The organism is Mangrovihabitans endophyticus (assembly GCF_014646155.1).
In the GTDB taxonomy this organism is placed as follows: Bacteria; Actinomycetota; Actinomycetes; order Mycobacteriales; family Micromonosporaceae; genus Actinoplanes; species Actinoplanes endophyticus.
In genome coordinates this window covers 149,800-175,271 of record NZ_BMMX01000011.1, presented here as the reverse complement: position 1 = coordinate 175,271, position 25,472 = coordinate 149,800, and the positions used below count along the sequence as shown (strand labels likewise).

Below are 25,472 nucleotides of genomic sequence, written 5' to 3'. Positions count from 1 at the left end.
ACCAAGCCAGAGCCATGAACAGCCACTACGCCCGACAAGCCCTCATCGAACCGTGATCACGATCCCCGGCTGGAGTATTAGGCCGGAACCCGAACGAGACCGGCTCGAAGTCGGCCTCGAAAATAGGTTCCAGGACAAGCTTCAGGGCGGCCTGCACGACCCGGTCGGCGACGGTCGGGATGCCCAGCTTGCGAACCTTGCCCGACCCGCCCGGCTTAGGGATCTTGCGTTCCCGCACCGGTTGCGGACGAAACGATCCGTCCTTGACCGCCGATCTGATGCCGTCCAGAAACGCCGGGACGCCGATTTCCCTTTCGATTCGGGCGACCGTCAGGCCATCCGAACCGGCAGTGCGCGCCCCGGTGTTACCCGCGACCCGTTCAAACGCCACGATCAGCGTCGCCGGGTCGTGCACGAGGTTGAACAGGTCGTCGAACCTGCGGCCCGCATCGGCCGCAGCCCAACGGTGAAGTTTGGTCTGCATCCCCGATACCCGCCCGAACACGTCCTCCCGGACCGGTCCGAGCGAGGCACTGCCATTCGGCAGCGCGTCTTTCGGCATGACAGCATCCTCTCCTTCTTCAAACCGCTGCCGTCCTTCCCCATGTGATCGGCTCTCCCGACCTCGGAGTACTACGACGGCTCCGCCCCACCCGGCGCGTTCAGCAGACGGTGCACCTATCCCGGCCATCAGGCTGGCTGCCCATGGCCGGGAACCGTCGCCGGGTGGTTCCCGTGTTCACTGCTGGATCGCTCATCGAAGGAGGCACCCGACTTTGTCCCCGCGGCATCGCCACGACTACGCCGCAGACCTTCACCATGGCCTCCCTACGGAGGTGAAAATCCCCGCCCAGGAGTTCCCCGCCCGTCATGAAGAACGGGTGCGCACCGCGACCGGCCCAGATCCACCAGGTTCGAGCCGGTGACCACTTAGGAGACGTAAACGCCGGTTCCTCGCGTATGCCTTTTTCCGATTCGCTAGCCGGACCCGCACCATCTGGCAGTACTGACACGTCCCGGCGTTGTCAGGGCCGCTTGCCACCCTCCCCGGCACCTCCCGGATCAGGCTGCCCCCAGCTTCACCGCTCTGCTGCGACAGAACAGCGGTAAAGGTCTCTCACCTCCACACAATCCAACAGCGCCTCACGGCGCACTCTCCCCAGTGGTTAACCCTTTCGCGTACAGTGACAACACGACCTCGTCCACTCCAGACAAGCGCCGCTGCCGTTTCTTCACGATCTTCGGTTCGAATGTGCCTTCACGGTCGCGGGGAACGTCAATGTGCACTTCGCCGGCGGCGTCCGAGGTCACCGTCTTCGGCCGGGTGCCGTTCCGCACGTTGGCCGACTCACGGCCCGCTTCAGCCCGATTCTTCTCGTGACCGAGATGCTCGGTCACCTCCTCGTTCAACGCGGTCTCGAGGACGTTCTTGGTGAACAACTTCAGCAAGCCGCCAGGCCCGGTCAGCTCCAGCCCACGAGCCTTCGCCTCGGCGACCATCGCCGCCGCCGCGGCCTGCTCCGGCGACAGCTGCCGCCCGACACGCCTTCTCTTCTTCGGTGTCTCCACGATCTCTGACGTCATTACTCACTGTGCCCATCCCGCCGGTTCTCAAGTCCGGCGAATCGGGCCAGAAACACCTTTTCAGGTACAGCCCCGACGCCGGGCGTTACACCGTGATCGATGGAGAGCGGTGGCGAATCGCCGACGGCAACGACCGCGTCGAGCGTGCACCGAGGTTGCCGGAGCAGGGCAAGGAGTGAGGGTCGCGGCTCCTGGAGCGAGCCGTGGACCCGATGTTCCAGTGCCGCCCGAGTTCAGAACGGCGCGTGAACCCGTCCGATGACCTCGTTGGGACCGAGGGGGTCGATGGAGTCCGCCACCTGTCCGGTGGATGCCGGCCGATGGGCTGAACGGTTCCGGTGTTGCCGTCCGTGATCGTCAGTATGGTGTGCACGTGGGTGCTGTGAGTGATCTTTCGGGTGTTGTGGAACGTCGAGTCCTGGAGCCGGATCCGGGTCTGGTCAAGAGCCTGGGGATGCATCACACGTTGGAGTCGGCGGTCGCGGATCTGGTCGACAACAGTGTCGACGCCGGGGCGGCGCGGGTGGTGGTCCGGTTCGAGGTCGAAGGCGGTCAGCCGGTTGCCCTGACGGTCGTGGACGACGGTCGTGGCATGGACGAGCATCAGGCGGATGAGGCGATGCGGCTCGGTCGTCAGCGTGACTACGCCTCGAGTGATCAGGGGCACTTCGGAATCGGGCTGAAGGCGGCCTCGTTCAGCCACGCGGACACGTTGGCGGTGTACACCTCGCCGGGCGACGGGGCGTTCCACGGCCGGCGTCTGCGCAAGGCGGAGGTTCAGCGCGATTATAGCTGTGACGTGCTGGACCCGGCGGTGGTCGAGGGCGAGTTGGCGGGCGGTCTGCGGCGGGTGGACGCGTGTCGGGGGACCTGTGTGCGGTGGTCGGACACGCGTTTTCCTCGCATCAACGACCTGGACGAGCGGGATTGGTTGGCCGAGTCGCGGTCTCGGCTTCGCATGCACCTGGGTCTGCTCTATCACCGGATGCTGGCCGACGGCCGGCTGCGGGTGGAGGTCGAGGTGTACGACCGGGACGTTGAGGAGGCCGGCCCGCCCGAGCGGGTGGCGCCGGTGGACCCGCTGGGTTTCGCCGCCACCGCGGTGGCCGGCTATCCCCGGGAGTTGGTGGCGACGGTGGCGGGCGCCGAGCGGCCGCTCCGATTGGAATGTCACGTGGTGCCGCCCAAGTCGAGCGGTCCGTCGTTTCGGTTGTACGGGCGCGACGGCAGGGAGTTCCAGGGCTTCTACATCTACCGCAACGACCGGCTGTTGCAGGTAGGCGGCTGGAACGACGTGATCACCGTTGACAAGACACGGGCGTTGGCGCGGGTGATGATCGACGACTGGGCGGCCGTGGCCCCGCACATCCGGATGAACCCGGAGAAGAGCGGGATCGTCTTCTCGCACGAGCTGAGTCTGGCTGTGGCCGGCGCCTCGGCCGTCGACGAGGACGGGGTGACCTTCGAGCGGTATGTGAAGCGTGCCGAGGAGGTTCTGGCGGAGTCGCGGAAGCGGCGCAGCACCCGCCGTCCAGTGATCGAACCGTCTCGTGGCCTGCATAAGGACGTGCGGCGGGTGATCTCTGCGGAGGTGCCCCTGCGCACGGACGAGGACCCGATCGAGATCCGCTGGCGGCGCATGCCCGCCGACAGGTTCCTGGAGTTGGATCGTGAGGAACGCACGGTGTTCCTCAACCAGTTCTACCGGCCGATGCTCACCGGGGGGCGTACGGGGCTGAGTGACGCGCCCCTGGTGAAGACGTTGGTGTTCCTGTTGACCGAGGAACACTTCCGCGGCCACCACTGGGGTCCTCGTGACAAGGATCTGATCGAGATCTGGGACGCGGTGCTGGGAGCCGCGGTCCAGGCCGAATACGGCTACCGGGATCAGGTGTGAGCCCCTCGGCGGAGCCGGGTCGGCATCTGACGGGTTCGGCGCTCGAGGAGTATCTCGGCGCGAAGCCCTCGGTGATCCGGGTGGCCGGTGAACCCGAGTGCCGGATCGTGTTCGATCCGCCGAGGCGGTCGATGTCGTTGCGAACACCGCGGTCGGCCGACGAATTGCCCGAGTTGTCCGCCTACCGTCGAGTCGAGGCGGCCATTGTGATCGACGGGGGGCGCGCCTGGTCGGAGGTGACCGTCGACTACGCCGACCGTGGGCCGGAGGCCTACCTGCTGTTGACCGACATCGCCGACATGATCCAGGTCGGCAGGCTCCCGATCGCGGACGCGGTCCGGTCAGCCCTGGACACGTTCCGTGATCTGGTGTCCACCGGGGGCGGTCTGTCGGCCGAGCGGCAGACTGGGCTCTTCGGCGAGCTGTTGTTCCTGCGGTCGTGCATGGCGGCCGGAGCGGCCGGGAGCGTCGTGGACGCCTGGAAGGGCTTCGAGGGCAACGAGCACGACTTCGTCTTCCCGACCGGCTGCTTCGAGATCAAGACGACGCGTACGGAACGGCGGCGGCATCGCATCGGCGGCCTGGAGCAGCTGACGCCGTTACCTCAGACACCGCTATGGCTGGTCTCGGTGCAAGTGACCTCGGCGTCCACGGCGACCGGCCGCACACTCGGTGATCTGATCGACGTCGTCCGTGCCGCCGCCGGCGGCGCCCGAGGACGTCTGGACGCCGGGCTGACGCAGGCGGGATGGCGTGACGCCGAACGCAGCCTCTACCCCGACCCGCTCGTGACACGGTCGATCCCCACCGCCTATCGAGTCGACGACGGCTTCCCCGTGATCGACCGTGCCGTCGTGGCCCGCGCCTGTGTCCGTCCCGAACTGATCGTCGACGTGGACTACACGATCGACGTCACCTCACTGACCCCTGACACACCGCCGGCCCCGGCGGACCGATTCGTGAAGGGAGGCTGACGAGCGTGCCCAAACCCGTCGAGGACTGGCAGGACGATCTGAGCGCCGCCGTCGCCGCGTTGCAGGCCAAGGCTCCCGCGGACCTGCTCAAGCGGGTCAACATCGACCGCGAGGACGACGAAGTGGTCACCGACGACGACCTGGTGCATCTGTTACGGACACACGACCAGCGGCAGAACGCCGCCGTGCGGGCGTTGGCGCTGGCGTTGGCCGACTGGGACTACGCGCAGGACCCGTCCTGGGACGCCGGCCGTCGCACGCAGCCGCGCACGGTCGAACGCCGCGACCTGGTGTACCGCCTCTTGAGGGTCTCGAACGACGTCGCCGAGGCGATGACGGCGTCGGCCGCGGTGGCCACGATCCGGCACACCACCGTCGGCCTGCGGTGGGAGCCCTGGTACACCCGGCAGCGCCAGTACGACATGGCGTTCTACTGGCCGCACTACAAGTCGTACCTGCTGGAGCAGAAGGGCTGGAACGCCGAGTCCGTCACCGCGCTCGACCTGGCCACTACCGAGGTCGTCCAACGGCTGTCCGATCCCAGCGCCCAAGACAGCTACCAGTCCAAGGGGCTGGTCGTCGGACACGTGCAGAGCGGCAAGACCGCCAACTTCACCGGTGTCATCGCCAAGGCCGTCGACGCCGGATACCGGCTGGTCATCATACTCACCGGCACCATCGAACTGCTGCGCTCGCAAACCCAGCGCCGCCTCGACCGCGAGCTGGTGGGTCGGGAGAACCTCACCCGCGGTCTGGCCGACGGCGGCGCGGCGGAGGAGTTCGACTACGCCGACGACAAGGACTGGCTCGACGGCAAGTTCGTCAGCCACGGCCCCGACTTCTCCACCCGCGGCTACCCGGGCATCGAACGCATGACCCTGCTGCACCGCGACTACATGCGACTCCAGCATGGACGCAGCCGCCTACGCCTGCATCTGCGCCGCCCCGAGCTGCCCTTCTACGACCCCGAGAACCTGCTCCCGGCCGACGTCCAGCTCTTCGTGGTCAAGAAGGAGCGCAACGCGCTGCAGAAGCTGATCCAGGATCTGAAGCCCCTGCGGGACAAGCTCAAAGAGATCCCGGCCCTGATCATCGACGACGAGTCCGACCTGGCCTCCATCAACACCAAGAACCCGGTCAAGAAACCCGGCGAACGGACGAGAATCAACAAAGGCATCACCGACCTGCTCCGACACCTACAGCGCGGTCAGCTGGTGATGTACACGGCTACCCCGTTCGCCAACTTCTTCGTGGACCCGGACGCCGACGACATCTTCCCCAAGAACTTCATCGTCACGCTGGACCCGCCGCCGGACTACATGGGCGTGCAGGAGTTCCACGACGTCGGGTGGAACACCGAGGACGACAAGGACGATCCGGCCACCTCCAACGAGCGGGCGTTCGTACGCCCGGTCGGACCGCCGCCGGATTCGGAGGAGCCCGCGGACCGGGGGCAACGTGAGGCCGAGATGTTGACGGCGTTGGACTCGTTCGTCCTCGCCGGCGCGGTCAAGGTCTACCGGGAGGACAACGGTCAGCCGCCCTACCGGCATCACACCATGCTGGTGCACGAGTCCACCGGCACCGACAAGCACAGCGAGCAGGCCGCTCTGGTACGCCAAGTGTGGAAGACGGCCCGCTACGACCGGCCGGAAGCCGCCCGTCGGCTCCGCCGGTTGTGGGACGAGGACTACGGGCCGGTGTGCCGGGCCCGCGCCGACGGATTCCCCGTCCCTGCCTCCTTCGACGCCCTGGTGGACGCGCTGGGCGAGGCACGCCGACGCATCGAGGAGGTCGGCGATCCGGTCCTGGTCGTCAACAGCGACCAGGACGTGCAGAAGCATCAGCAGGATCTCGACTTCGACCGCAACGACGTCTGGCGGGTCCTCGTCGGCGGCGCGAAACTCTCCCGCGGCTTCACCGTCGAAGGGCTGACCATCTCCTTCTACACCCGCAAGGCGCTCCAGGCGGACACCCTCATGCAGGCCGGACGCTGGTTCGGCTACCGCAGGGGCTTCAAGGACCTGGTCCGCCTGTTCATCCGCCGCGACCCCGACGGGCCCCACCGCGTGGACCTGTACGAGGCTTTCGAAGGGCTCATGCGCGACGAGGTGGCCATGCGCGAACAGCTCAAGGAGTACGAGGGCTTCGACGACGAGGGGCACCCGATCGTCGAGCCGTGGCAGGTTCCGCCCCTGGTCAGCCAACACCTGCCCTACCTACGCCCGACGGCACGGAACAAGATGTTCAACGCCTACGTCGACAGCTCCGGCGACGCGGGCAAGTTGCGGGACCTGTACGGCCTGACCTCCCGCGACGACGTGCAGGGCAAGAGGAACAACTACCGCCTGGTGCGGCCGATGCTCACGGCGCTCACCGACACGCGGACGTTCGTCGCCGCACGACGCAAGCCGGAAGACCCGCCGTCGACCTTCGAAGCCCGCACCGGAACCGTGAAGGCGACCGAGTTCGTCGACGTCCTCGAGAAGCTGGCCTGGGAGCTGGACGAGTGGGAGAACCGCCTGCGTCCGATGATCCGCTTCTACCGTGGGCTCATCGAAGACGGCCGTCTGGAGGACGTCGTCCTGCTGTGGCCGCAGTTGACCCGCCGAGTCATCGAACGTGACCTTCCCGGACTGCCGGGCGCCCAGATCGTGACGAGGAAGCGGCGCATGCCTCCTCGCCGCGAGTTCGTCGGCAGTGACGCCAAACACCGCGCCACGCCCACCGGGATCGCCGGCGCGGACCTCGCGGACGTCGATCCACAGGCCGCCGCCCTGCGCGACGGCGACGGCAGGCGGGCCGCAGCACTGATCTATTTGGCCGCGGACATCCGCGACAGAGGCGACGGTCCGAGCCCTGCCGCGGATCTGCCGCAAGAACCGGACCCGGCCGACATCGCCACCCTCATCTCCCTGGCGGCCCCGGTCACCGCCACCCCACACGGCAGGTCGGTCATCCAATGGTCGGTACGCCGCGAAGCGGCCCGCGGAGACGCCGTCGTCCCCCTCGAGTGACCGGCGCCGTAGGGCCGGCGCAGGTTCGGCCCTACGGCGCGTCCCCGGCGGGCGTCCGACTTGAAACGTGCCGTCGGCGCGGTATCACTGCCGCGTTCCGTTCGAAAAAACGATGTCACCGCCCCGTCGACCGTCGGCGACGGTCGTCCACCCGGCCCGCCGCCGGCCGCGCACGGGCGACGGCGTCCTTCACGCGTGTCGCCGCCTCGTCGACCGGTTCGTGCTCCCAGACCCTGATCACCGTCCACCCCGCGTCGGCGAGGCGAGCGTTGGTCTCCGCGTCGCGTCGACGGTTGGTCGCCACCTTCGTCGCCCAGAACTGCGCGTTGGTCTTGGCCACGGTGTGATGCGTCGGGCACCCGTGCCAGAAACACCCGTCCAGGAACACCGCCACCCGTGCGCGGGGGAACACCAGATCGGCGGTCCGGCGTACGGCCTTGATCGGCCGCCGGTTCACGTAGTACCGCAACCCGAGGGCATGAACCGTGCGACGCAACGCCAACTCCGGTTTGGTGTCACGACCCGTGTTGGCTTGCATGGATCTACGCACTCCGGGTGACGAGGCCCACGATTCGTCAGACATGTGTTCTACTCCACGGCGCGCCGGGGCGATGTCCAGCGGAAAGGCATCTACCATGCTCCACGTGAGTGAGCCGAGCTTGATCGACCTGTTCGCCGGGTGCGGCGGAATGACCGTCGGGTTCCGCCGCGAGGGTTTCCAACCGCTCATGGCCGTGGAGCACGATCCGGCCGCCGCGGCGACCTACGCCGCGAACTTCGGCGAGGAGCACACCCATCCCGTCGACATCGCCACGATCGAGAACGACGCGATCCCGTCCGCGGACGTGATCATCGGCGGTCCGCCGTGCCAGGGCTTCTCCAACCTCGGCAGCAAGAACGTCGACGACCCCCGCAACCAGTTGTGGAAGCAGTACCTGCGCTTCGTGCAGGTCGCCAGGCCGCAGGTTTTCGTCATCGAGAACGTGGACCGATTCTCCCGCAGCAGCGAGTTCCAGCTGCTGATGGAGGAGGCCGACCACGGCATGATCAAGGACTACGAACTCACCCCCGGCGTGCTGCTGGCCGCCGACTACGGCGTCGCGCAGCGCCGGCCCCGAACCATCGTCATCGGCTCGCGCATCGGCAAGATCTCCCTGCCGACCCCGACACACGCGAAGGTACCCGCCGCGGGCCTCAAGCCGTGGGAGACGGTGCGCAGCCGCATCGCGGGACTCGACGAACGACCCGCGAGCACGGAGTTGCCGGACATGTGGACCGATTTCTTCGGTCGACGCTTCCGAGGACAGTTCAAAGGCCGCGACATTCATTTCGGTCGGCAACCTACCCCGCTGTCGCTGGAACGCTACGACCACGTCCCTCCCGGCGGCGGCCGGTTCAACCTGCCCGACCGCCTGCTCTCACGGTGCTGGCGCGAGAAGAAGACCGGCACGACCGACGTCATGGGCCGGATGCGCTGGGACGCGCCCTCGCTGACCATCCGCACCGAGTTCTTCAAGCCTGAGAAGGGGCAGTACCTGCACCCGCAATGGGATCCCCACGACCCGAACCGGCGGGTGAACCGGGTGATCACCCACTACGAGGCCTCACTGTTGCAGGACTTCCCCAAGGACTTCGTCTGGTGCGGGTCCAAGACCGAGATCGCCAAGCAGATCGGCAACGCCGTCCCGTCGGGGCTGGCGGCGGCCGTCGCCCGCCACGTCAGGAATCACCTGAACTGACCCGCGGCGGCCCGCGCGAGGCGACCGGCGGACTTCACCGCAGCCGCCGACCGTCTCGACGCACGTCCGGGCCGGTGCGCCGGCGACCCGGCAGAACGGGTGTCGAGACGGCCGACGAACGCGTCGACGGCTCGGGTATTTGACCCTGAACCGCCCGTGCCGGCACTCTCCGCTGCGTGTCCTACACCCAACGTGGTCTCTTCGAGGACGAGGCGTCGTCTCGCTCCGAGCCCGCCATCCTGCGCGTCACGCGCAGCCGCGTCCTGCCGCCTCGGCCCAAGCCCAAGGACCGCCCGCGGCACTCCGAAGGACCGGTGGCGCCGAAGACGGACGCCCGGCCGCCCACCCCGGCCGAGGACCCGCAACTGTGGTCGGTCCGCGCCGAGATCGAACGGCTCGACCCCACGGGTGTGCGCACGGGATACGCGATCCGCGAGGCGCTGGATCAGATCTACGACGGGCAGCGGACCGGGCGGTGGGAATACACGCAGCTGCACAAGACCGAGAAGACGCACGTGGGGACCCTGGTCGAGATCTGGCTGCAGCGTGAACTCGGACTCCTCGACGGCGAAGACCTCGACTACCGCGTCGCCGGCGTCGACGTCGACTGCAAGTGGTCACTCAACCTGTACGACTGGGAGATCCCCCAGGAGATGTACACCCGCGGCGACAAGATCGCCCTCGTGGTGTGGGCCAACGACTACACCGCCCGCTTCGCCACCGGACTGATCCGGATCAGTGAGGCCGTGCTGCGGCCCATGGGCAGACAACGTGACGGCAAACGCCGCCTCAACGACCGTGGCCGCGACCACATCCTCTGGATCCAGCCCGGGGCCGACCTGGTGAAGAACACCCTGCTCCACGTCCAAGACCCCCAGAAGCTCGACCTCATCGCCTACGCCACCCGCGGCCAGACCGCGGTCACCAACCTGTTCCGTCACCTCACCGGGGAACTGGTCAACCGGGCGACCGTGCTCACCGCGGCGCAACAGGTAGACAGCGCCAAGAGGGTCCGCGACGCGCGCAAGCACCTCAAGCCGGAGGGCATCGTCATCTTCGGCCACTACGCCCCGCACCCGGCAATGGCCCACCGCCTGGGTCTGCCGGCGCCGACCCTCGGCCGGTTCGTCAGCACACGCCTGGCGCCCTGGCAGCCGGGCGACCCGGAGCCGTACGTCGAGGTCGAAGGAGGACGGTGGCGCCGAGCCCGGACCTCCGACCCGATCGTCCCGGCACCGGCGCTGCCGGTCCAGTCGGTGGAATGACCCGGCCGGGCGGGACCACCGGCATGCGATACAGGGCACACGGCGCAACCAGCCCCCGTGCAAGGCTGACCTGATGCCGGCCCCCTTCGTCAAACGACTCTGCGGCTATCGCACGGGAGGCAACCCGAACACCTCCGACAACAGCGACGCCCTGTCCAAGGAACTCGGCCACGCCCTGTTCGAGGCGATCGGCGTCCCGCCGAACCAGGTCGGCCCCTCCGACGTGGGAACCGAGATGGAGGCCGGCATCCGCCGGCACCTCCACTCACTACGACCCGATCTGCGCATACAAGACAGCCCCTCGGCCGCAGAGTTCGAACAGTATCGCCACCTCACCGTCTTCCCCCGGTTCCGCCGCGACCGCAGCGACACCGCCGCGCACCTCGCGCCGGTCGCCGCCGCCGTGGCCGCGATGAGCCCGTCGAACAACCGGGAGAACCTGCAACGGCTCCTGGAAGAGGCCTCGCAGCGGCTGCGGGCTCAAGACGACCTCTCCCTCGAGCTTCTGCTGCAGATGCCCGAAGAGGCCCTTCTCAACATCGACGTCACCGTCGCAGATCTAAGACCCGGAAGCCCTTCCCGGCTCCATATCGCCCTGTCCTCGAAGTGGTCGCTGAGGACCGACCGAGCCCAGGACTGCGTTTCCCAAGGTGCCAAACTCGTCGCCCAGCGCCGCGGCCGCATGCCCCACTTCGCCGTCGTGACCATGGAGCCTCGGCCCTCCATGCTCAAGATCCTCGGCGACGGCTCCGGGTCCGTCGACTGCATCTACCACCTGGACCTGCCGGCCCTGGAACAGGCCATGGAAACACTCGTCGACCTGCCGCGACGCCGGGGCAGGAAATGGGCACCCATGCAGACCTTCCGCAGACTGATCGCTCAGCGTCGCCTACTGGACTACGACGAGCTTTTGGAAGAACTCGCGGGCCTACCCCCAGGCGAAGCCGCACGGTAAGCCTGATCGGAAGAACCCCGGTGAACGGCGGCGACGTCCAGGACGTGCCGTGCGCCACGCTACGAGGTTCCCTCACCACACGTTTGCGCGCCCGGACCTCGACCATGTTTCCTGAACCGGTGGACGACGACTCCGTCGCGCACCGCGCGGACGATGTACTGAAGCTTTGCCGTGCCGTGCGGGAGGCGATCACTTTGCTTCGACTGACCGAAGCACAGCGCGCCGAGCTCCTGGCGGCGACGGCACGGGCCGAAGTCGCAGCAGCGCGTACCCCCGTCGACCACATCGGAATCGCGACACACCTACGGTCCATGCGCTATATGCTCGTCGAACTGGCGGACGGTCCGTTCGCGGCCATCATGGCCGACTCCGCCGCCCGCATCCTCGGCGACTGCATCGGCCGGATGTTCTCGTAGCCGACAGGGCACCACGCTCGGCCCGCCTGGCCTGGCACCCGTGCCCGGAATCGTGGCTCGATTGAGGGCCCGCCGGCACGGCCGGTCTCCGATGACCGCCAAGCTCGTCCCAAGCAAGACTGGGACGGTCGGATCTCTCCTCGCTGCGCGGCTCCGATCCCGCACTCCCCGTTACCTAATGAGTCCCGAACAGCCCGCCGCAACCGACGAGGATGCCTTCCCGTTACCTGGCCTTGAGGTCTCCAAAAAGGTCGGCACCCATGGCTGCGGTGGGCCGTCGCTGGGCAAGCATCTTGATCGTGATTGCAGCCCGCACGGCACACATCTCGCGTACCGGGAGCCGCCGAGCTCTGACCTGCGAAGACAGGATCCGTGCGGGCCGGTGGGATCGCGAACGGCTCATCGGAGGGTAGGCCACAGAGGTTCGTCATTAGGGCGCCGCGCGGTTTCGTCACGGGCTGACTGACCTGGGGAGGAACGTGGTTCGACAGTGTTTTGCGGCATCGACTGGGCGGAACGGCACCACGACGTCGCGGTGGTCGACGAGCAGGGAAACTGGTCGCCAAACGGCGCATCGGTGACGACCTGACGGGCTTCGCCGAGCTCGTGGAGCTGCTGGCGGCCGTAGGCGACAGCGCGACCGATCCGATGCCGGTCGTGATCGAGACGCCCCGCGGATTGCTGGTAGCCGTGTTGCGCTCGACGGGGCGTCGGGTCTACTCGATCAACCCGATGGCGGTGGCCCGCTACCGCGAACGGCTGACGGTGTCGCGTAAGAAGTCCGACCACGTAGACGCGATGGTGCTGGCCAACATCTTGCGCACCGACGCCCACGTCCATCGGGCATTGCCGCAGGACAGCGAACTGGTCCGGGCTATCGCCGTGCTCGCCCGCGCTCATCAGGACGCCACCTGGCGGCGCACCCGTGCCTCGAACGAACTGCGTTCGCTGCTGCGCGAGTTCTATCCCGCGTTCCTGGACACCTTCGTCGGACGCCGGGGAATCTGACCAGCACGGATGCACGCGCCGTGCTGGCGACCGCACCGACCCCTGCGGCTGCGGCGAAGCTGTCCCGGACCCGGAGGCCGCCTACGGCGCGGTGGTCGGAAACGCGGGATCGAGGACCTGGCCGACGAGTTGCATGATGCGTTGCGCCGGCCGCAGTTGCGTCAGCCGCCCGCAGTCGAGAAGGCGATGGGCATCCAGGCTCTCGCGCTGCTTGCGACACTCGACGCCGAGTGCGCCAGCGTCGACGGCCTTGCCGAAGCAGCCGGCGAAGCCTTCCGCCAGCACCCCGACCACGTCATCGTGCCGCGTGCTGGCCGAGATCGGTGACGATCGCAGCCGGTTCGCCGACGCGCGAGCGCTGAAGGCCTACGCCGGTTCCGCTCCCGTCACCCGCGCCTCCGGACGCAGCATCTTGGTCACCCACCGCCGGGTCAAGAACGACCGGCTCGCCGCTGTCGGCTACATCTGGGCCTTCGTTGCCGCGACTCACGCCGAACCTGCGAAGCAGCACTACCAGCACCGACGCGATCAAGGCGATCGACACGCAGCGGCTTTGCGCCACCTGTTCAACCGCTTCAACCGCATGCTCGGCCAGCTCCATCATTGCCTGCAAACCGGCCAGGCCTACGACCCGATCAAATCCTTCGGCCTCTCTGGAGAGCCTCCACAGGCGGCAGCCGCTTGACGGTTAGCAAGATCGGAGGTCTTGATGCCCGGCATCGGGGTCAGGACCACAGCCCGGATCCTGCTTGAGGTCGGCGATGGCACCGCCTTCAAACCCCAGGCCACCTAGCCGCCTACGCCGGCCTGGCCCCCGTCACCCGCCGCTCCGGCACCAGCATCCGCGGCGAACACCTACCCAAGGGCGGCAACAAACAGCTCAAACGCGCGTTCTTCCTCGCCGCGTTCGCGTCCCTGTCACACCCGCCCTCACGGGCCTACTACGACCGCAAACGGGGCCAAGGCAAACGACACAACGCCGCCCTCATCTGCCTCGCCCGCCGCCGGGTCGACGTCCTGTTCGCCATGCTCCGTGACCAGACGCCCTACCAAAACCGAACCACAGAACACGCCCTCGCCGCTTGACGAAATCCATAGGGACACCCCCCCAGAACCGGGAGGAGCAACGTGCTCCGACCACCGGGGCATGGCGCTACTGGCACCCAGGATGGCCTTCGCGCCTGAAGCCTGGCCCCGCTGCTATCCGGACCCGGCGGCACGCCGCGAGCCGACCCGGAACAACGCTCACCAGCCATGACGCCGACACCCGAGCACCACCGGAGCACCAGCCGGGACAAACCATCCCAACCGGCGGAAACGACAAACGGCCATGACCACCGTTACCGCAAGTCATGACCGTTGTCGTGTGGCGCGCCCGAAGGGACTCGAACCCCCTAACCTTCTGATCCGTAGGCCGCTGGTGTTATCGCGCGTCGGGCCTGTGGATCAGGGCTGCGATGCCTTCGATCAGGCGGTCCAGGCCGAAGACGTATTCGTGTTCGAGGTTGTATGCGGCCTGGTGTACTTGTCCCGCGGCCGTGCCGACTCGGCCGGCGATGGGGAAGCGACTGGGGTCGAGCACTTTGGCCAGCGCCGGGCCGGCCACCTGCCACCATTGGATGTCGGCGATGCCTGAGTGTTGCCGGGCGCGTTCAGCCTCAAGTTTGCGGCGGGCTAGGCCTTCGACATGAGTGTGAACGAGGGTGATGGCGGCGTCCATTTCGATGTCGGTAAGTCCGATGCCATCCACGACGCGTAGTTCCAGATCGTACTTGGCGATCGCGTTGGGTCCCAGCGGGGGTCGGCCGGTGAAGACTTGCAGCGTCCACGGATGCTGCAGGTACATCTCCCAGTTCGCGGCTGCGACGTGGCGCAGACCGTTACGCCAGTCGCTGGGGCTGATCTTTTCGAGCTGCGTGACGGCCTCGCCGTAGACCGAGTCCAGCATGGCCTCGACCAACTCGGCGCGGGAGGCGACGTAGGTGTACAGCGACATGGTTCCCACGCCAAGCGACTCGGCCACGCGCCGCATCGACAGTGAGGACAGGTCCTTCTCGGCGTCGGCGATCCCGATCGCCGCGGCGACGATCTGAGCGCTGGTTAGCGCGTGTCGTGGGCCGCGTTGGGGCAGTCGCTGGGTGCCCCAAAGCAGCGCGATCGTCCGCGCGGGATCGGCGCTGCTGCTGTCCGTCGTCACGGCCTCAGCATAGTCGCTTTACTCCGTATCCCGTACGGAGATCTGTGCTACCTTCTCCGTATGGCATACGAAGAAGAGTGGTGGGGCCACTCATCGGCGGGAATCACGGCGCGGAACCTGCGCAAGCGATACGGCGACCACGCCGCACTGGACGGGTTCAGCCTCCAGGTGCGACCCGGGACGGTGTGCGGGTTGCTCGGGCCGAACGGCGCTGGAAAGACCACCGCGGTACGGATTCTCGCGACACTCCTGCGTCCGGACGACGGCCAGGCGTCTGTCGCCGGCTGGGACGTGGTCCGCCAGCCGAGGCAGGTGCGCTACCGGATCGGCCTGGTCGGTCAGAACGCGTCGGTGGACGAGGTTTTGACTGGGCGGCAGAACCTGGAGCTATTCGGCAGGCTCGGTCACCTGACCGCCCGCGTGGCGCGGACACGGGCTGGTGAGCTGCTGGAGCGGTTTGGTCTGGCCGAGGCGGCCGACCGGTCCGCCGCGCAGTACTCGGGAGGGATGCGACGCCGACTGGACCTGGCGACGAGCCTGGTCCTCGCACCGGCGGTGCTCTTCCTGGACGAACCCACCACCGGGCTTGATCCGGCCGCCCGCATCGACGTCTGGGCCCATATCCGCGCACTGGTCGGTACCGGAACCACGGTTCTGCTGACCACTCAGTACCTCGATGAGGCTGACCAACTGGCCGATCAGATCGCGGTCATGGACGCTGGCCAGATCGTCGCCGAAGGCACCCCGGATGAACTCAAAGCCAGGGTCGGACCCGACCGGGTCGAAACGGTGACCCGCAAGCCGACCCTAGACGAGGTGTTCCTCCATCTCACCGGCCACGCCCCGACGACGCCGCACCAAGCAGCCGGGGAGGCGACACGATGAGCACGCCAACCGCCACCGCGGTATCCAGATCCGGCTCGTGGGCTCGCGACGCCGCCAACCTGACCCGACGGATCCTCCTGCACTGGAAGCAGCGCCCGGTCTCCATCGCGCTCACGCTGCTGTTCCCGGTCCTGATCGTGCTGATGTTCCGGTACCTGTTCGGCGGCGCCATGCCTGTGCCGGACGGGACCTACACCGACTACCTCATCCCCGGCATGCTCGCCATGACCATGCTCTTCGGCCTGGAGTCCGTGGCCCTGGCCGTCACCACGGACGCCGCCAAGGGCGTCACCGAGCGGATCCGCGCGATGCCGGTCAGCGGCAACGCCGTACTGGCCGGCCGCGGCTGGGCCGACCTTCTCAACGGCGTCGCCGGCCTGGCCGTCATGGTGACCGCCGGCCTGGTCCTGGGATGGCGACCCCAGCACGGTCTCGTCTCCACGCTGGCCGCCCTGGGCCTGCTGCTGTGGCTGCGGTCCGCCTTCACCTGGGTCGGCATCTACCTCGGACTTCTCCTCAAGACACCCGAGTCAGCCGTGTCCGTACAGGTGCTGGTATGGCCTATCGGGTTCCTCTCCAGTACCTTCGTCTCCCCGGACACCATGCCCACCTGGCTAGGCGAGATCGCCACCTGGAACCCGCTCTCATCGACCGCCACAGCCATCCGTGACCTGTTCGGCAATCCGACCTGGGCCACCCACACCTGGGCCGCGGAGCACGCGGTACCACTGGCCGCGATGTGGCCCGCCGTACTCACCCTGGTCTTCCTCCCACTGGCCCACCACCAACACCGCTCACTCGCCAGCTAACGACACGCCACAACCTCGCGACTGCTACGGGTCGGACCGGGCGTGTTTCATAAGTCGTGGCCGGCCGAAGGAGTCACCGCCTCCCTCTACCTCAAAGAGCTCTACGTCCAAGACGGCTACCGCCGCCACGGCATCGGCACCCGACTCCTGAAACAGAGCTGAGCCCTCGCCGCCGACAACGGCTACAGCCGAGTCGAATGGACCACCGACAAATACAACCCGGCCGCCGACACGTTCTACGCACAGCTCGGAGCCGCCACCAACCCGGACAAGACCCTCTACCGCGTCGACGGCAACAACCTCACCCGGCTCGCCCAGCACTAACGCAGCACCCCAGAACCGGGAGGAGCAATGTGCTCCGACCACCGGGGCATGGCGCTACTGGCACCCAGGACGGCCTTCGCGCCTGAAGCCTGGCCCCGCCGTCATCCCGGACCCGGCGGCACGCCGCGAACCGGCCCGGAACAGCGCTCACCAGCCATGACGCCGGCACCCGAGCACCACCGGAGCACCAGCCGAGACAAACCATCCCACCGGCGGAAACGAAAAACGGCCATGACCGCCGTTACCGCAGGTCATGACCGTGATCGTGTGGCGCGCCCGAAGGGACTCGAACCCCTAACCTTCTGATCCGTAGTCAGATGCTCTATCCATTGAGCTACGGGCGCTTGATCGCCAGGTGCGCCGAAATGGTGCTCCCAGGCCAACTAGGCGTCGACTCTAGCACGGTCTGTTCCGGGGCCGCGCCGCGGTATGTGCGGCGGGGACCTGGCACAGACCGTGCTGACGGCAGCCGCCGAAACCCCAGGCCACGGGGCATGGGCTCAGGTAGCTCCGGACGAGAGACTCATCACGTCCCGGATCAGACCGAGCAGCGCCCGCTGCCCGAACGGCTTGTCGAGGAACGCGTTCGGCCCGGTCAGTTTGGGCACGTGTGCGGTCACATCGGCGTACCCGGACATGAATATCACCCTGAGGCCGGGGTGGCGCTTGTCCATGCGTTCGGCGAGGCGGTAGCCGCCGAGGCCGGGCATCACCACGTCGGTGAGCAACAGGTCGATGGGGGTTTCGCCGGTGGCGACCACGCGCAGGGCCTCCAGGCCGTCGGCGGCTTCCACCACGTCGTAACCGGCGCCCATGAGCGAGTGGCAGATGATGTGGCGCAGGTCCGCCTCGTCCTCGACCACCATCACGGTGCCGCTGCCGCTGGGCAGGGCGACCCGGTGGTCCGTGTCGGCCGGCTCGTCCTCGACTTCGGGGGCGTCGGCGGGCAGCAGGATGGTGAACGTGGTTCCCTCGCCGAGTTCGCTGGCGACCGCGATGGCTCCGCTGGCCTGGCTGACGATCCCGTACGCGGTGGACAGCCCGAGGCCGGCGCCGGCTTCCGGGGTCTTGGTGGTGAAGAACGGCTCGAAGACGTGGGCCTTGACCTTTTCGCTCATGCCGGTCCCGTCGTCCTGCACGGTGATGCTGGCGTAGCGGCCCGGTGCCAAGTCGTGCACATTCTTGTCGACGAGGTCGATCGGCCGGGTTTCGAGCGTGATGGTGCCGCCGTTGGGCAGGGCGTCGCGGGCGTTCAGCACCAGGTTCATGATTACCTGTTCGAGTTGCACCGGGTCGACCCAGACCGACCCGACCATGTCGTCCAGGTGTGCCTCGATGGCGATGTCGGCGCCGATGAGACGGCCGAGCAGCGTGATGTCCTCGCGGACGAGGTCGTTCAGTGGCACCGGCACCGGCTTGGCACGGGAACTCTGGCTGAAGATGAGGAGTTGCCGGGTGATCGCGGCGGCGCGCTGGCTGGCGCGTTCGACCTGGCCGAGGATGGGCACGGCGGGGCCGCAGTCTTCCACCGCGTCGTAGAGCAGGTCGACGGCGGTCATCAGGACGGCGAGCATGTTGTTGAAGCTGTGCGCTACCCCGCCGGCGAGGCGGCCGAGTGCTTCGAATTTCTGCGCCTCGTTGAGCTGCTCCCGCAGGAGTCGCTGCTCGGTGACGTCCCGCACCACGTTGAGCACCGACTGTTCGTCACGCCATCCGACCCGTACGGAACGCATCTCGCCGACGCGGCGCTGCCCGTCGGCGATGGCGTCGATCTCCACGGTCTCGCCGTCTTCGGTGGCGATGCCCAGCTCCGAGCCGACGAGATCACCCGAATCGCAGCCGAAGAATCTGGCTGCGGCGTCGTTGGCGAAACTGACCTTTCCCTGCAGATCGGTGACGATCACGGCACTGGGATCGACATCCAGCACCGACCCCGCATCCGGGTCGGCCGGCCGCTGGATTCGCGTACGGGCGATGGCGTAAAGAACGCTGCGAGCGAGGGCACCGCGCCCGGCGTCGTTCTTGTCGATGACGTCGGAGGCGCCTTCCGCGAACGCCTGCCGCCGGATCTCGTCGTCGACCATGCCGCTGAGCACGACGATGGGCTTTTCCGGATGCGTACGACGCAGTGTCTGCAGTGAGGTGATACCGGTGGAGTCGGGGAGGTTGAGGTCGAGCAGGATGGCGTCGAATTCGCCCGCCCCGAATGCCGCGTCGATGGCCGCCATCCGGCCAACCCGGTGCAGGTCGAAGGAGAATTCCGCAATAGTGCTGAGATGTTCGGCGATGAGCTGAACATCGCCGGGGTTGTCCTCGACGAGCAGCAGCCGGATGGTGTCGGCGCGGGAGAAGACGCGCGAAAAGATCTGGCCCTCGTAGGTGTTGTCACTCATGGTCGTCCGTTGAATCGGTCGGTTTCGAACATCGTGTCCAGGCGTTCCCGCTCGTTGCGGAAATCGTAAATGGGCGCGCCGCTGAGGATGCCGTGCACCCCGACGAACGGGCCCTCGATGTGCATGCCGCTGTCGTCGATCCAGTACTCCCGGATGTTGTGGTCGTGCCGGGTGCCGCGCATCTTCAGCACGGTGAGGGCGCGGCGCATGTTGCCGTTCAGCTCGACGTAGCGCAGCAGGATGATGGTGTCGGTGATGGTCGAGATGTGTGTGTCGGTGGGGGACTCACCCGGGCCGAGCATGGCGGTCGTCGTGGTGAACATTCCGGTGATCTTCTTGAGTTTGAGGTGGCCGGAGAGTCCGATGAAGAATTCCCGGAAGGGTTTGGTCGCAGTGCCGCGTTCGAAGGCGGAGAGGCTGTCCACCGCCACGCGGGTCGGCTGAAAGTCTTCGATCTCGCGCTTGATCCGGATGGTGTGGTCTTCCAGACCCATCTCCTCGGGGTACCGGCACACGATGCGCAGCAGGCCGGCCTCCTCGGCTGCGGCCAGGTCGATTCCCCATCCGGCGGCGTTACGGCGCATCTGGTCCGGGCTCTCCTCACCGCCGAAGAGGATGGCGCGCTCGCCGGCGTTGACGGCGGCCTCGATGTATTTGGACACCGTGAGCGTCTTGCCGGTGCCGGTGGCGCCGCTGACCAGGATGATGGCATCGCGGTAGAGGCCGCCCCCGCACATGCCGTCGAGTTCGGGATTTCCGGAGGACACCCGTTCTTCGGTGGAGCGCTGCACCAGCTCGAAGGCGGACAGCGGGAGGATGGTCATGCCACTGCGCGGGTCGATGGTGAAGGGGAACTCGCCCTTCTGGTGTGCGGTGCCGCGAAACTTGAGGATCTCCACGGTGCGCCGGCGACGTTCCATCTCCAGGCGGTTCCGCAGCACGATCACGTTGTCCGCGACGAATTCCTCCACGCCGAAGCGACCGACCGGTCCTTCCTCCTCGATGCGTTCGATGGTGACGATGGTGGTGACGTCGAGGCTCCGCAGTCCCATGTAGATGCGGTGGAGTTCGCGCCGCACCACGTTGGCGTCGGAGAACTGTGGAAAGAGACCACCGACGGCGTCGAGGACGACGCGCTTGGCGCCCACCTTGCGCACCGCGTTCTCCAGTCGTGCCAGCAGACCCGACAGATCGAAGGAGCCGACCTCCAGGAAATCGTCGCCGGGATGCTGGGTGGCGTCCACGAAGTTCAGCCGACGGTCGGCGACCAGAGCGGGCAGATCCCACCCGAAGGAGACGACGTTGTGCATCAGGTCGTCAGGCAACTCCTCGAAGGTGCAGAAGACACCGGCCTGGTCGTATCGCAAGGTGCCTTCCACGAGGAACTGCATCGCCAGGAGCGTCTTGCCGCTTCCGGCGGTGCCGGAGACCACGGTACTTCGTCCCCTCGGGAGGCCCCCGTAGCCGATCTGGTCCAGCCCCTCGATTCCCGATGGTTCGAGAGGGAGCTGCGTACCCACGCTCAGGTCAAGCATCACTGTCCTTGTCGTTTCCGAGATCGTCGTCGGTAGCCGTGCCGTGCGTCAGGCCGCCTGGGTCGAGCGGCAGGACGTCAAGGCCGGAAAGCACTCTGTCCGGGTCGCTCAGGTCGCCGATGATCCGCCGTGCGGGCGTGGGCCACCGTTTGAGCAGCGTCGGTGTGGCGAGAATGCGGTCTGCCTCTGCGAGGTCGGGTTGTTCGAGCACGTCGATGACTTCGACGTCGACCTGTCCGTCGAAGTGGGTGTGGCAGATCGCGCGCAGATTGCGCAGGGCACGCATCGATCCGGGCGTGCCGCCGGTCACGTAGAGCCGCAGATTCATCGTCATCGCGGCACTCCATAGTCGTGGTAACGGCTGCTGCCCACCCGGTAGTGATCGACCAGGAGGCCCATCATCTCGAGCCCCAGCAATCGACCTTCCAAGGTGAGGATGTGTGCGCGGCGCGGTGGCCGGACCGCGCAGAGACGGTCCACGGCGGCCAGATGAATGTCGAGCAGGTCGCGTGGTCCGCCGCCCAGGGTTCCGATCCTGGTGGCGAGCACCTGCATGGCATCGTGCGGCTTGCCCTTCTTGCTGAATACGGCATCGACGTATTCCTCCACCAGGTCGACGTAATCGGCCACGGCACGGGTGTAGACCGCGGGTAGGCGTTCGGCCAGCGGTCCCGCGCCGGCCATGGATGCGGTGACCACCGTCGTGCTGGTCTGCGTGGACAGGCTGCGGTACCTCGCCCTCGTCTCGTCGGCGGCCCGTTGTCGTTCGAGCCGACGGCGATAGATGGCGTAGCCGAGGGAACGACGCACCGACAGCGCAGTCATTTCGTCCTTGAGCAGGAAGTCCTGAGCTCCGCGGGTCATGCACTCCCAGGCCATCTGTTCGTCCTCCAGTCCGGTGAGGACGACGATCGGCACGATGTGCCCGGCGTCGAGGATCGCCGCCACGACGTCGGCCCCCCGCCCGTCGGGAAGACTGAGGTCGAGGAGCACGGCGTCGAAGTCGGCGTCGTCGAGATGCCGCAAGGCTTGGGCAAGCGATGCGGCGGAGGTGACGGTGAATTCCTCGCGGTCGGCCGGGCCGTCCAGGAGGAAGTTCGCGACCAGTTCGGCATCGCCGGGGTTGTCCTCGACCAGGAGGATGGAGCGGTCTTCGGAGAGTTCGGTGGTCAAGACGTGTCACCGTCCCATTGGTCTGCCGGTCCCGACGGTAGCTGCGACATGCGTAGCCAGAAGTCGGCGATCTGCCGGACGACGGTCAGATAGGTGGACAACTCGATCGGTTTGACCAGATAACAGTTGGCGCCGAGCCGGTAGGCACGGTTGACGTCGTGTTCGTCCTCCGAGCTGGTCAGGACGACCACCGGGGTCACCGTGGTCATCGGGTCCTGGCGGATGTTGGCCAGCACCCGCCAGCCGTCGATGCCGGGCAGGTTCAGGTCGAGGATGACGACCTCGATCTCGCCGTCGGCCGAGCGCATCTGCTCGCCGGCTTCCAGCCCGTCATGGGCGATCTGCAGGCGCGCGGCCGGGACCATGCGCATCAGTTCTTCCGATATGAGAGCCGCGTCCCCGCGGTTGTCCTCAACCAGCAGCACTCGCATGACGCTCCTCGGCGGCTGGGCGGACCGCTGCGTCCCCGCGCGGGGGCGGGACGGAGAGTCCGCCGGGTTCGTCGTCGACGGGAACGCGCGGCAGCCGTACGGAGAACGTGGTGCCCTCGCCGACCGTGGACTCGCAGGTGACCTGGCCTCCGTGCCGTTCCACGACGCGGCGCACCATGGCCAGGCCGATGCCGCTTCCGGCGTATCGCTCCCTGTCGTGCAGGCGCCGGAACATGACGAACACGTCGGCGAGCTGGGCGGCGGGGATGCCGATGCCGTTGTCGGCGACGGTGAACACGACGTCGTCGCCATCGATCCGCCCATCGATGCGGATGACGGGTGGCCGGTCCGCGTGAAACTTGATGGCGTTGGTGAGGAGGTTGAGGAACACCTGCGACAGTCCGGACTCGTCGGCGGTGACCGCCGGCAGATCGCCGACCACGACCTTGGCGTCGCTCCCCCGGAGCAGCGATTGAAGGTCGTCGACCACCGCGCGGACCACCTTTCCCAGGTTTACCGGGCGGTGCCGCAGGCTGCGTGTGCCCACCCGGGAGTAGGCCAGCAGATCCTTGACCAGCCGTTGCATGCGCCGACCTCCGTCGACCGCGAATCGGATGTACGTATCCGCCCTCTCATCGAGGCGTCCGTCGTACCGCTGGGCGAGCAGTTGGGTATAGCTGACCACCATGCGCAGCGGTTCCTGCAGGTCGTGCGACGCCGCGTAGGCGAATTCCTCCAGTTCCCGGTTGGACCTGCGCAGATCGGCGTTCTTTCGTTCCAGAACCTTCTCGGCGTGCTGCAGGATGGTGACGTCGACGACCGAGACGACCACGGCGGAGCGGCCCTCCCGGCCGATCGGGTTGAGCCCGACGACGGCCGGGAACTCGGTGCCGTCCCGCCGACGTGCACGCACCCGGCGGCCGTCGCCGATCGGACGGGCTTCGGGTCTGTCGAAATAGGATGCTCGGTGGCCGGCGTGCCCGTCACGCAGGGACTCCGGCACCAGGTCCTCGGCGGCCTGCCCGATGAGGCCGCCCGTGCGGTACCCGAAGAGCCGCTCGGCCTCCCGGTTGGCCATGCCGATGAGCCCGTCGTGGCCGACGATGAGCAGCCCGGCGCCCGCGGCTTCGAATACCGCACGGAAACGTTCCTTCTCCAACCGTTCGGCGGTGAGGTCGTGGGCCACCACCGAGGCGCCGACGATCGCACCGTCCGCCTCAGGTAGGGGAAAGGCGGTCAAGGCGACCTCGACGCGGCCGCCGAGGCGGTTCATCCGGACCGTGTCCACCCGCCGAACCGTCTCGCCCTCCCCGACCCGACGCAGCATGTCGCGCAGTTCGTCGCGGCGGTCTTCCGGCACGATGAGGCTCAGGTCGCGACCGATCACCTCGGCCTCGGTGTAGCCGTAGAGCCGCTCGGCCGCGGGGTTCCATCCGGTGATCGCGCCGTCGAGGGTTTCCGTGACGATGGCGTCGCCGGTGGCTTCGACCACCGCGCCGTACCGGAGCAAGCGCATCTCCTGCTCGGTGATCCGTTGTTCCAGGGCCGCCGCGGCGGCCTTCAGCTCCCGCTTGGCGAGGACGCGTTCGGTGACGTCGCGCACGACGACGATCCACGTGTCGGCCAGGGCGAAGGCCGGACGGCCACTGACCATCAGGACCCGCGGTGGGTCTCCGTCGGCGAGGGTGACGTCGACGAGGGTCTCGGTGCCCGGGTCGACGTCCTGCAGGCGCCGCACGATGTCGACCACCTCGGTGAGCCGGGTGCCGAAGAAGGCCTCCACCGGGAGGGGCAGGTCCGGGCCGGGGGCGATGCCGAGCATGCGCAACGTCACGTCGCTGGCATAGATGACCCGGTTGCCGCGCACCGAGACGATGCCGTCGGACAGCGACTCGATGAGGTCGAAACGACGCCGCTCGGCGCGCCCCACGTCGGTGGCCACCGCCCACACCTGGTGAACCAGGAACAGCGTGATGGCGCCGACCCAGAGCGGCAGGGTGAGCTCATACCGGCCAGGCCCGCCGAGCGCGTACATCAGGACCACGCTCAGCGGCAGCAGGACGACGACCGGCAGCATGGTGAGGACGGTGTGGCCGGTCCGTGTCGGATGCGTCGCGGTCAGCAATCGACGAGCGGACGCGGACATCGCGATGATGATCGCCGCGCCGAGCATGATCGTTATCGCCGCGCCCGGTTTCCCCAAGGGGTCGGGAGGGCGCTCGGTGGCGGTCAGATGCACCGCGCGCCGGGTCAGCGCGGCGCACCCCAACATGATGGTGGCCGCCCCGACGGCCAGGCTTCGCCGTTCCCCCCGGGCGGTGCGGCCGAACAGGGTCACCACGCCGACCGCCACGAACAGCACGGCTACCGCCTGACTGGCCGTGGCGGTTCGGTCGGGCCGGTCGACGAGCCCGGACGGCCAGGCCGACAGCGCGCGCCCCGGAGCGGTCCCGGTGATGGTGACCAGGGCGATGGCGGCAACCACGAGGCCGACGATGCGTGTCGGCCAACGGGTCACGCCGCCGGCGTCGGCGAGCGCGACCGCGGCGGCGACGGACAGCGCCAGCAGCAGGACCAGCGCGATCGGCGAGGTGCAGTGCACGCTGCAGCCCTGGCCGGGCCGCCAGACCCACGCGGCCAGCGCCCCGATGCAGAGGATCGCGGAAGCGGTCGCGACGAGCGCGGCGACCATGAGGGATCGATCCCCCTGTCGCAGCATGAAGTCACTTCCCCGAAATAGATCGTCATGGACGCACCATCTCCTGTATAGGCAGCGCGGCAGGCGTTTTGAAGGACAGGCATTCGTTGTGGGTCGCCCATCCGTACCGGTGTGTGGCAGCCGGACGGCGGGCAGGTGCCTGGTAGACGGC

At 67.6% G+C, this 25,472-nt stretch carries 19 protein-coding genes, 1 tRNA gene and 3 pseudogenes; 12 read left to right on the top strand and 11 right to left on the bottom strand.

Annotation, left to right across the window (positions count from 1 at the left end; all coding sequences use genetic code 11):
• Positions 1–25: 25 nt before the first annotated feature.
• Together IEY73_RS15245 and IEY73_RS15240 are read right to left on the bottom strand one after the other, a co-directional pair.
• The gene (locus IEY73_RS15245) at positions 26–562 is read right to left on the bottom strand and encodes a reverse transcriptase family protein (protein ID WP_229715850.1); all 537 of its coding nucleotides are present in this window, start codon (positions 560–562) and stop codon (positions 26–28) included.
• Between the two features lie 593 nt (positions 563–1,155).
• Positions 1,156–1,500: pseudogene (locus tag IEY73_RS15240) on the bottom strand (transposase); the annotation flags it as partial.
• A gap of 457 nt (positions 1,501–1,957) precedes the next feature.
• On the opposite strand from IEY73_RS15240, the gene IEY73_RS15235 reads away from it, so the two are divergent.
• Genes IEY73_RS15235 through IEY73_RS15225 form a run of 3 tightly spaced genes read left to right on the top strand, consistent with a single transcriptional unit; the run spans position 1,958 to position 7,472 of the window.
• Positions 1,958–3,481, top strand: coding sequence for an ATP-binding protein (locus tag IEY73_RS15235; protein ID WP_189079856.1), 1,524 nt, complete (start codon positions 1,958–1,960; stop codon positions 3,479–3,481).
• Positions 3,478–4,455 carry a PD-(D/E)XK motif protein gene (locus IEY73_RS15230; protein WP_189079855.1) on the top strand — a complete coding sequence of 326 codons (978 nt, stop codon included), beginning with the start codon at positions 3,478–3,480 and terminating at the stop codon, positions 4,453–4,455. Before IEY73_RS15235 ends, IEY73_RS15230 begins: the two co-directional genes overlap by 4 nt.
• Before the next feature lie 5 nt (positions 4,456–4,460).
• Complete coding sequence (locus IEY73_RS15225; RefSeq protein WP_189079854.1) at positions 4,461–7,472, top strand: Z1 domain-containing protein; 3,012 nt, start codon at positions 4,461–4,463, stop codon at positions 7,470–7,472.
• Positions 7,473–7,587: 115 nt separating this feature from the next.
• Here the strand turns inward: IEY73_RS15225 and IEY73_RS15220 are convergent, their stop codons facing one another.
• Positions 7,588–8,055: a very short patch repair endonuclease gene (locus IEY73_RS15220; RefSeq protein WP_189079853.1), complete on the bottom strand. Its 468-nt coding sequence runs from the start codon at positions 8,053–8,055 to the stop codon at positions 7,588–7,590.
• Positions 8,056–8,116: 61 nt separating this feature from the next.
• Between IEY73_RS15220 and IEY73_RS15215 the strand changes: the two genes are divergently transcribed.
• The 6 genes and pseudogenes from IEY73_RS15215 to IEY73_RS15190 form a co-directional block, all read left to right on the top strand.
• Positions 8,117–9,211: a DNA cytosine methyltransferase gene (locus IEY73_RS15215; RefSeq protein ID WP_373292794.1), complete on the top strand. Its 1,095-nt coding sequence runs from the start codon at positions 8,117–8,119 to the stop codon at positions 9,209–9,211.
• Positions 9,212–9,387: 176 nt separating this feature from the next.
• Positions 9,388–10,476, top strand: coding sequence for a NaeI family type II restriction endonuclease (locus tag IEY73_RS15210; RefSeq protein WP_189079852.1), 1,089 nt, complete (start codon positions 9,388–9,390; stop codon positions 10,474–10,476).
• Positions 10,477–10,549: 73 nt separating this feature from the next.
• Positions 10,550–11,431 (top strand): NgoMIV family type II restriction endonuclease, encoded by an 882-nt coding sequence (locus tag IEY73_RS15205; protein WP_189079851.1) that lies wholly within the window; start codon positions 10,550–10,552, stop codon positions 11,429–11,431.
• Between the two features lie 20 nt (positions 11,432–11,451).
• The gene (locus tag IEY73_RS15200) at positions 11,452–11,847 is read left to right on the top strand and encodes a hypothetical protein (protein WP_229715848.1); all 396 of its coding nucleotides are present in this window, start codon (positions 11,452–11,454) and stop codon (positions 11,845–11,847) included.
• Between the two features lie 490 nt (positions 11,848–12,337).
• Positions 12,338–13,540: pseudogene (locus IEY73_RS15195) on the top strand (IS110 family RNA-guided transposase).
• Positions 13,541–13,564: 24 nt separating this feature from the next.
• Positions 13,565–13,941 (top strand): annotated as a pseudogene (locus tag IEY73_RS15190) (transposase); the annotation flags it as partial.
• Between the two features lie 337 nt (positions 13,942–14,278).
• Here IEY73_RS15190 and IEY73_RS15185 read toward each other — a convergent pair.
• A complete protein-coding gene (locus tag IEY73_RS15185; protein WP_189079849.1) occupies positions 14,279–15,052 on the bottom strand; it encodes a TetR/AcrR family transcriptional regulator C-terminal domain-containing protein in 774 nt (257 codons plus the stop codon).
• A 60-nt stretch (positions 15,053–15,112) separates the two neighbouring features.
• On the opposite strand from IEY73_RS15185, the gene IEY73_RS15180 reads away from it, so the two are divergent.
• The 3 genes from IEY73_RS15180 to IEY73_RS34385 are packed head-to-tail and all read left to right on the top strand — an operon-like array spanning position 15,113 to position 16,908.
• Entirely contained in the window at positions 15,113–15,937 is an 825-nt protein-coding gene (locus tag IEY73_RS15180) for an ABC transporter ATP-binding protein (protein WP_189079848.1), read from the top strand.
• On the top strand, positions 15,934–16,746 hold the full coding sequence (locus IEY73_RS15175; protein ID WP_189079847.1) for an ABC transporter permease: 813 nt from the start codon (positions 15,934–15,936) through the stop codon (positions 16,744–16,746). The genes IEY73_RS15180 and IEY73_RS15175 overlap by 4 nt, the downstream gene beginning before the upstream one ends.
• Before the next feature lie 42 nt (positions 16,747–16,788).
• Entirely contained in the window at positions 16,789–16,908 is a 120-nt protein-coding gene (locus IEY73_RS34385) for a GNAT family N-acetyltransferase (protein WP_373292793.1), read from the top strand.
• A gap of 430 nt (positions 16,909–17,338) precedes the next feature.
• Here IEY73_RS34385 and IEY73_RS15170 read toward each other — a convergent pair.
• The 7 genes from IEY73_RS15170 to IEY73_RS15140 all read right to left on the bottom strand — a co-directional run bounded on the left by IEY73_RS15170 (position 17,339) and on the right by IEY73_RS15140 (position 25,321).
• Positions 17,339–17,414 (bottom strand) — tRNA-Arg (locus IEY73_RS15170).
• A 156-nt stretch (positions 17,415–17,570) separates the two neighbouring features.
• On the bottom strand, positions 17,571–19,463 hold the full coding sequence (locus IEY73_RS15165) for an ATP-binding response regulator (protein WP_189079846.1): 1,893 nt from the start codon (positions 19,461–19,463) through the stop codon (positions 17,571–17,573).
• Positions 19,460–20,998, bottom strand: a complete 1,539-nt coding sequence (gene kaiC / locus IEY73_RS15160; protein WP_189079845.1) for a circadian clock protein KaiC — start codon at positions 20,996–20,998, stop codon at positions 19,460–19,462. Before kaiC ends, IEY73_RS15165 begins: the two co-directional genes overlap by 4 nt.
• Positions 20,991–21,332, bottom strand: coding sequence for a circadian clock KaiB family protein (locus IEY73_RS15155; protein ID WP_189079844.1), 342 nt, complete (start codon positions 21,330–21,332; stop codon positions 20,991–20,993). Before IEY73_RS15155 ends, kaiC begins: the two co-directional genes overlap by 8 nt.
• Positions 21,329–22,171, bottom strand: coding sequence for a response regulator (locus IEY73_RS15150; RefSeq protein WP_189079843.1), 843 nt, complete (start codon positions 22,169–22,171; stop codon positions 21,329–21,331). The genes IEY73_RS15155 and IEY73_RS15150 overlap by 4 nt, the downstream gene beginning before the upstream one ends.
• Positions 22,168–22,602, bottom strand: a complete 435-nt coding sequence (locus IEY73_RS15145) for a response regulator (RefSeq protein ID WP_189079842.1) — start codon at positions 22,600–22,602, stop codon at positions 22,168–22,170. The genes IEY73_RS15150 and IEY73_RS15145 overlap by 4 nt, the downstream gene beginning before the upstream one ends.
• Positions 22,583–25,321 (bottom strand): sensor histidine kinase, encoded by a 2,739-nt coding sequence (locus IEY73_RS15140; protein WP_229715847.1) that lies wholly within the window; start codon positions 25,319–25,321, stop codon positions 22,583–22,585. Before IEY73_RS15140 ends, IEY73_RS15145 begins: the two co-directional genes overlap by 20 nt.
• Positions 25,322–25,472 lie beyond the last annotated feature (151 nt).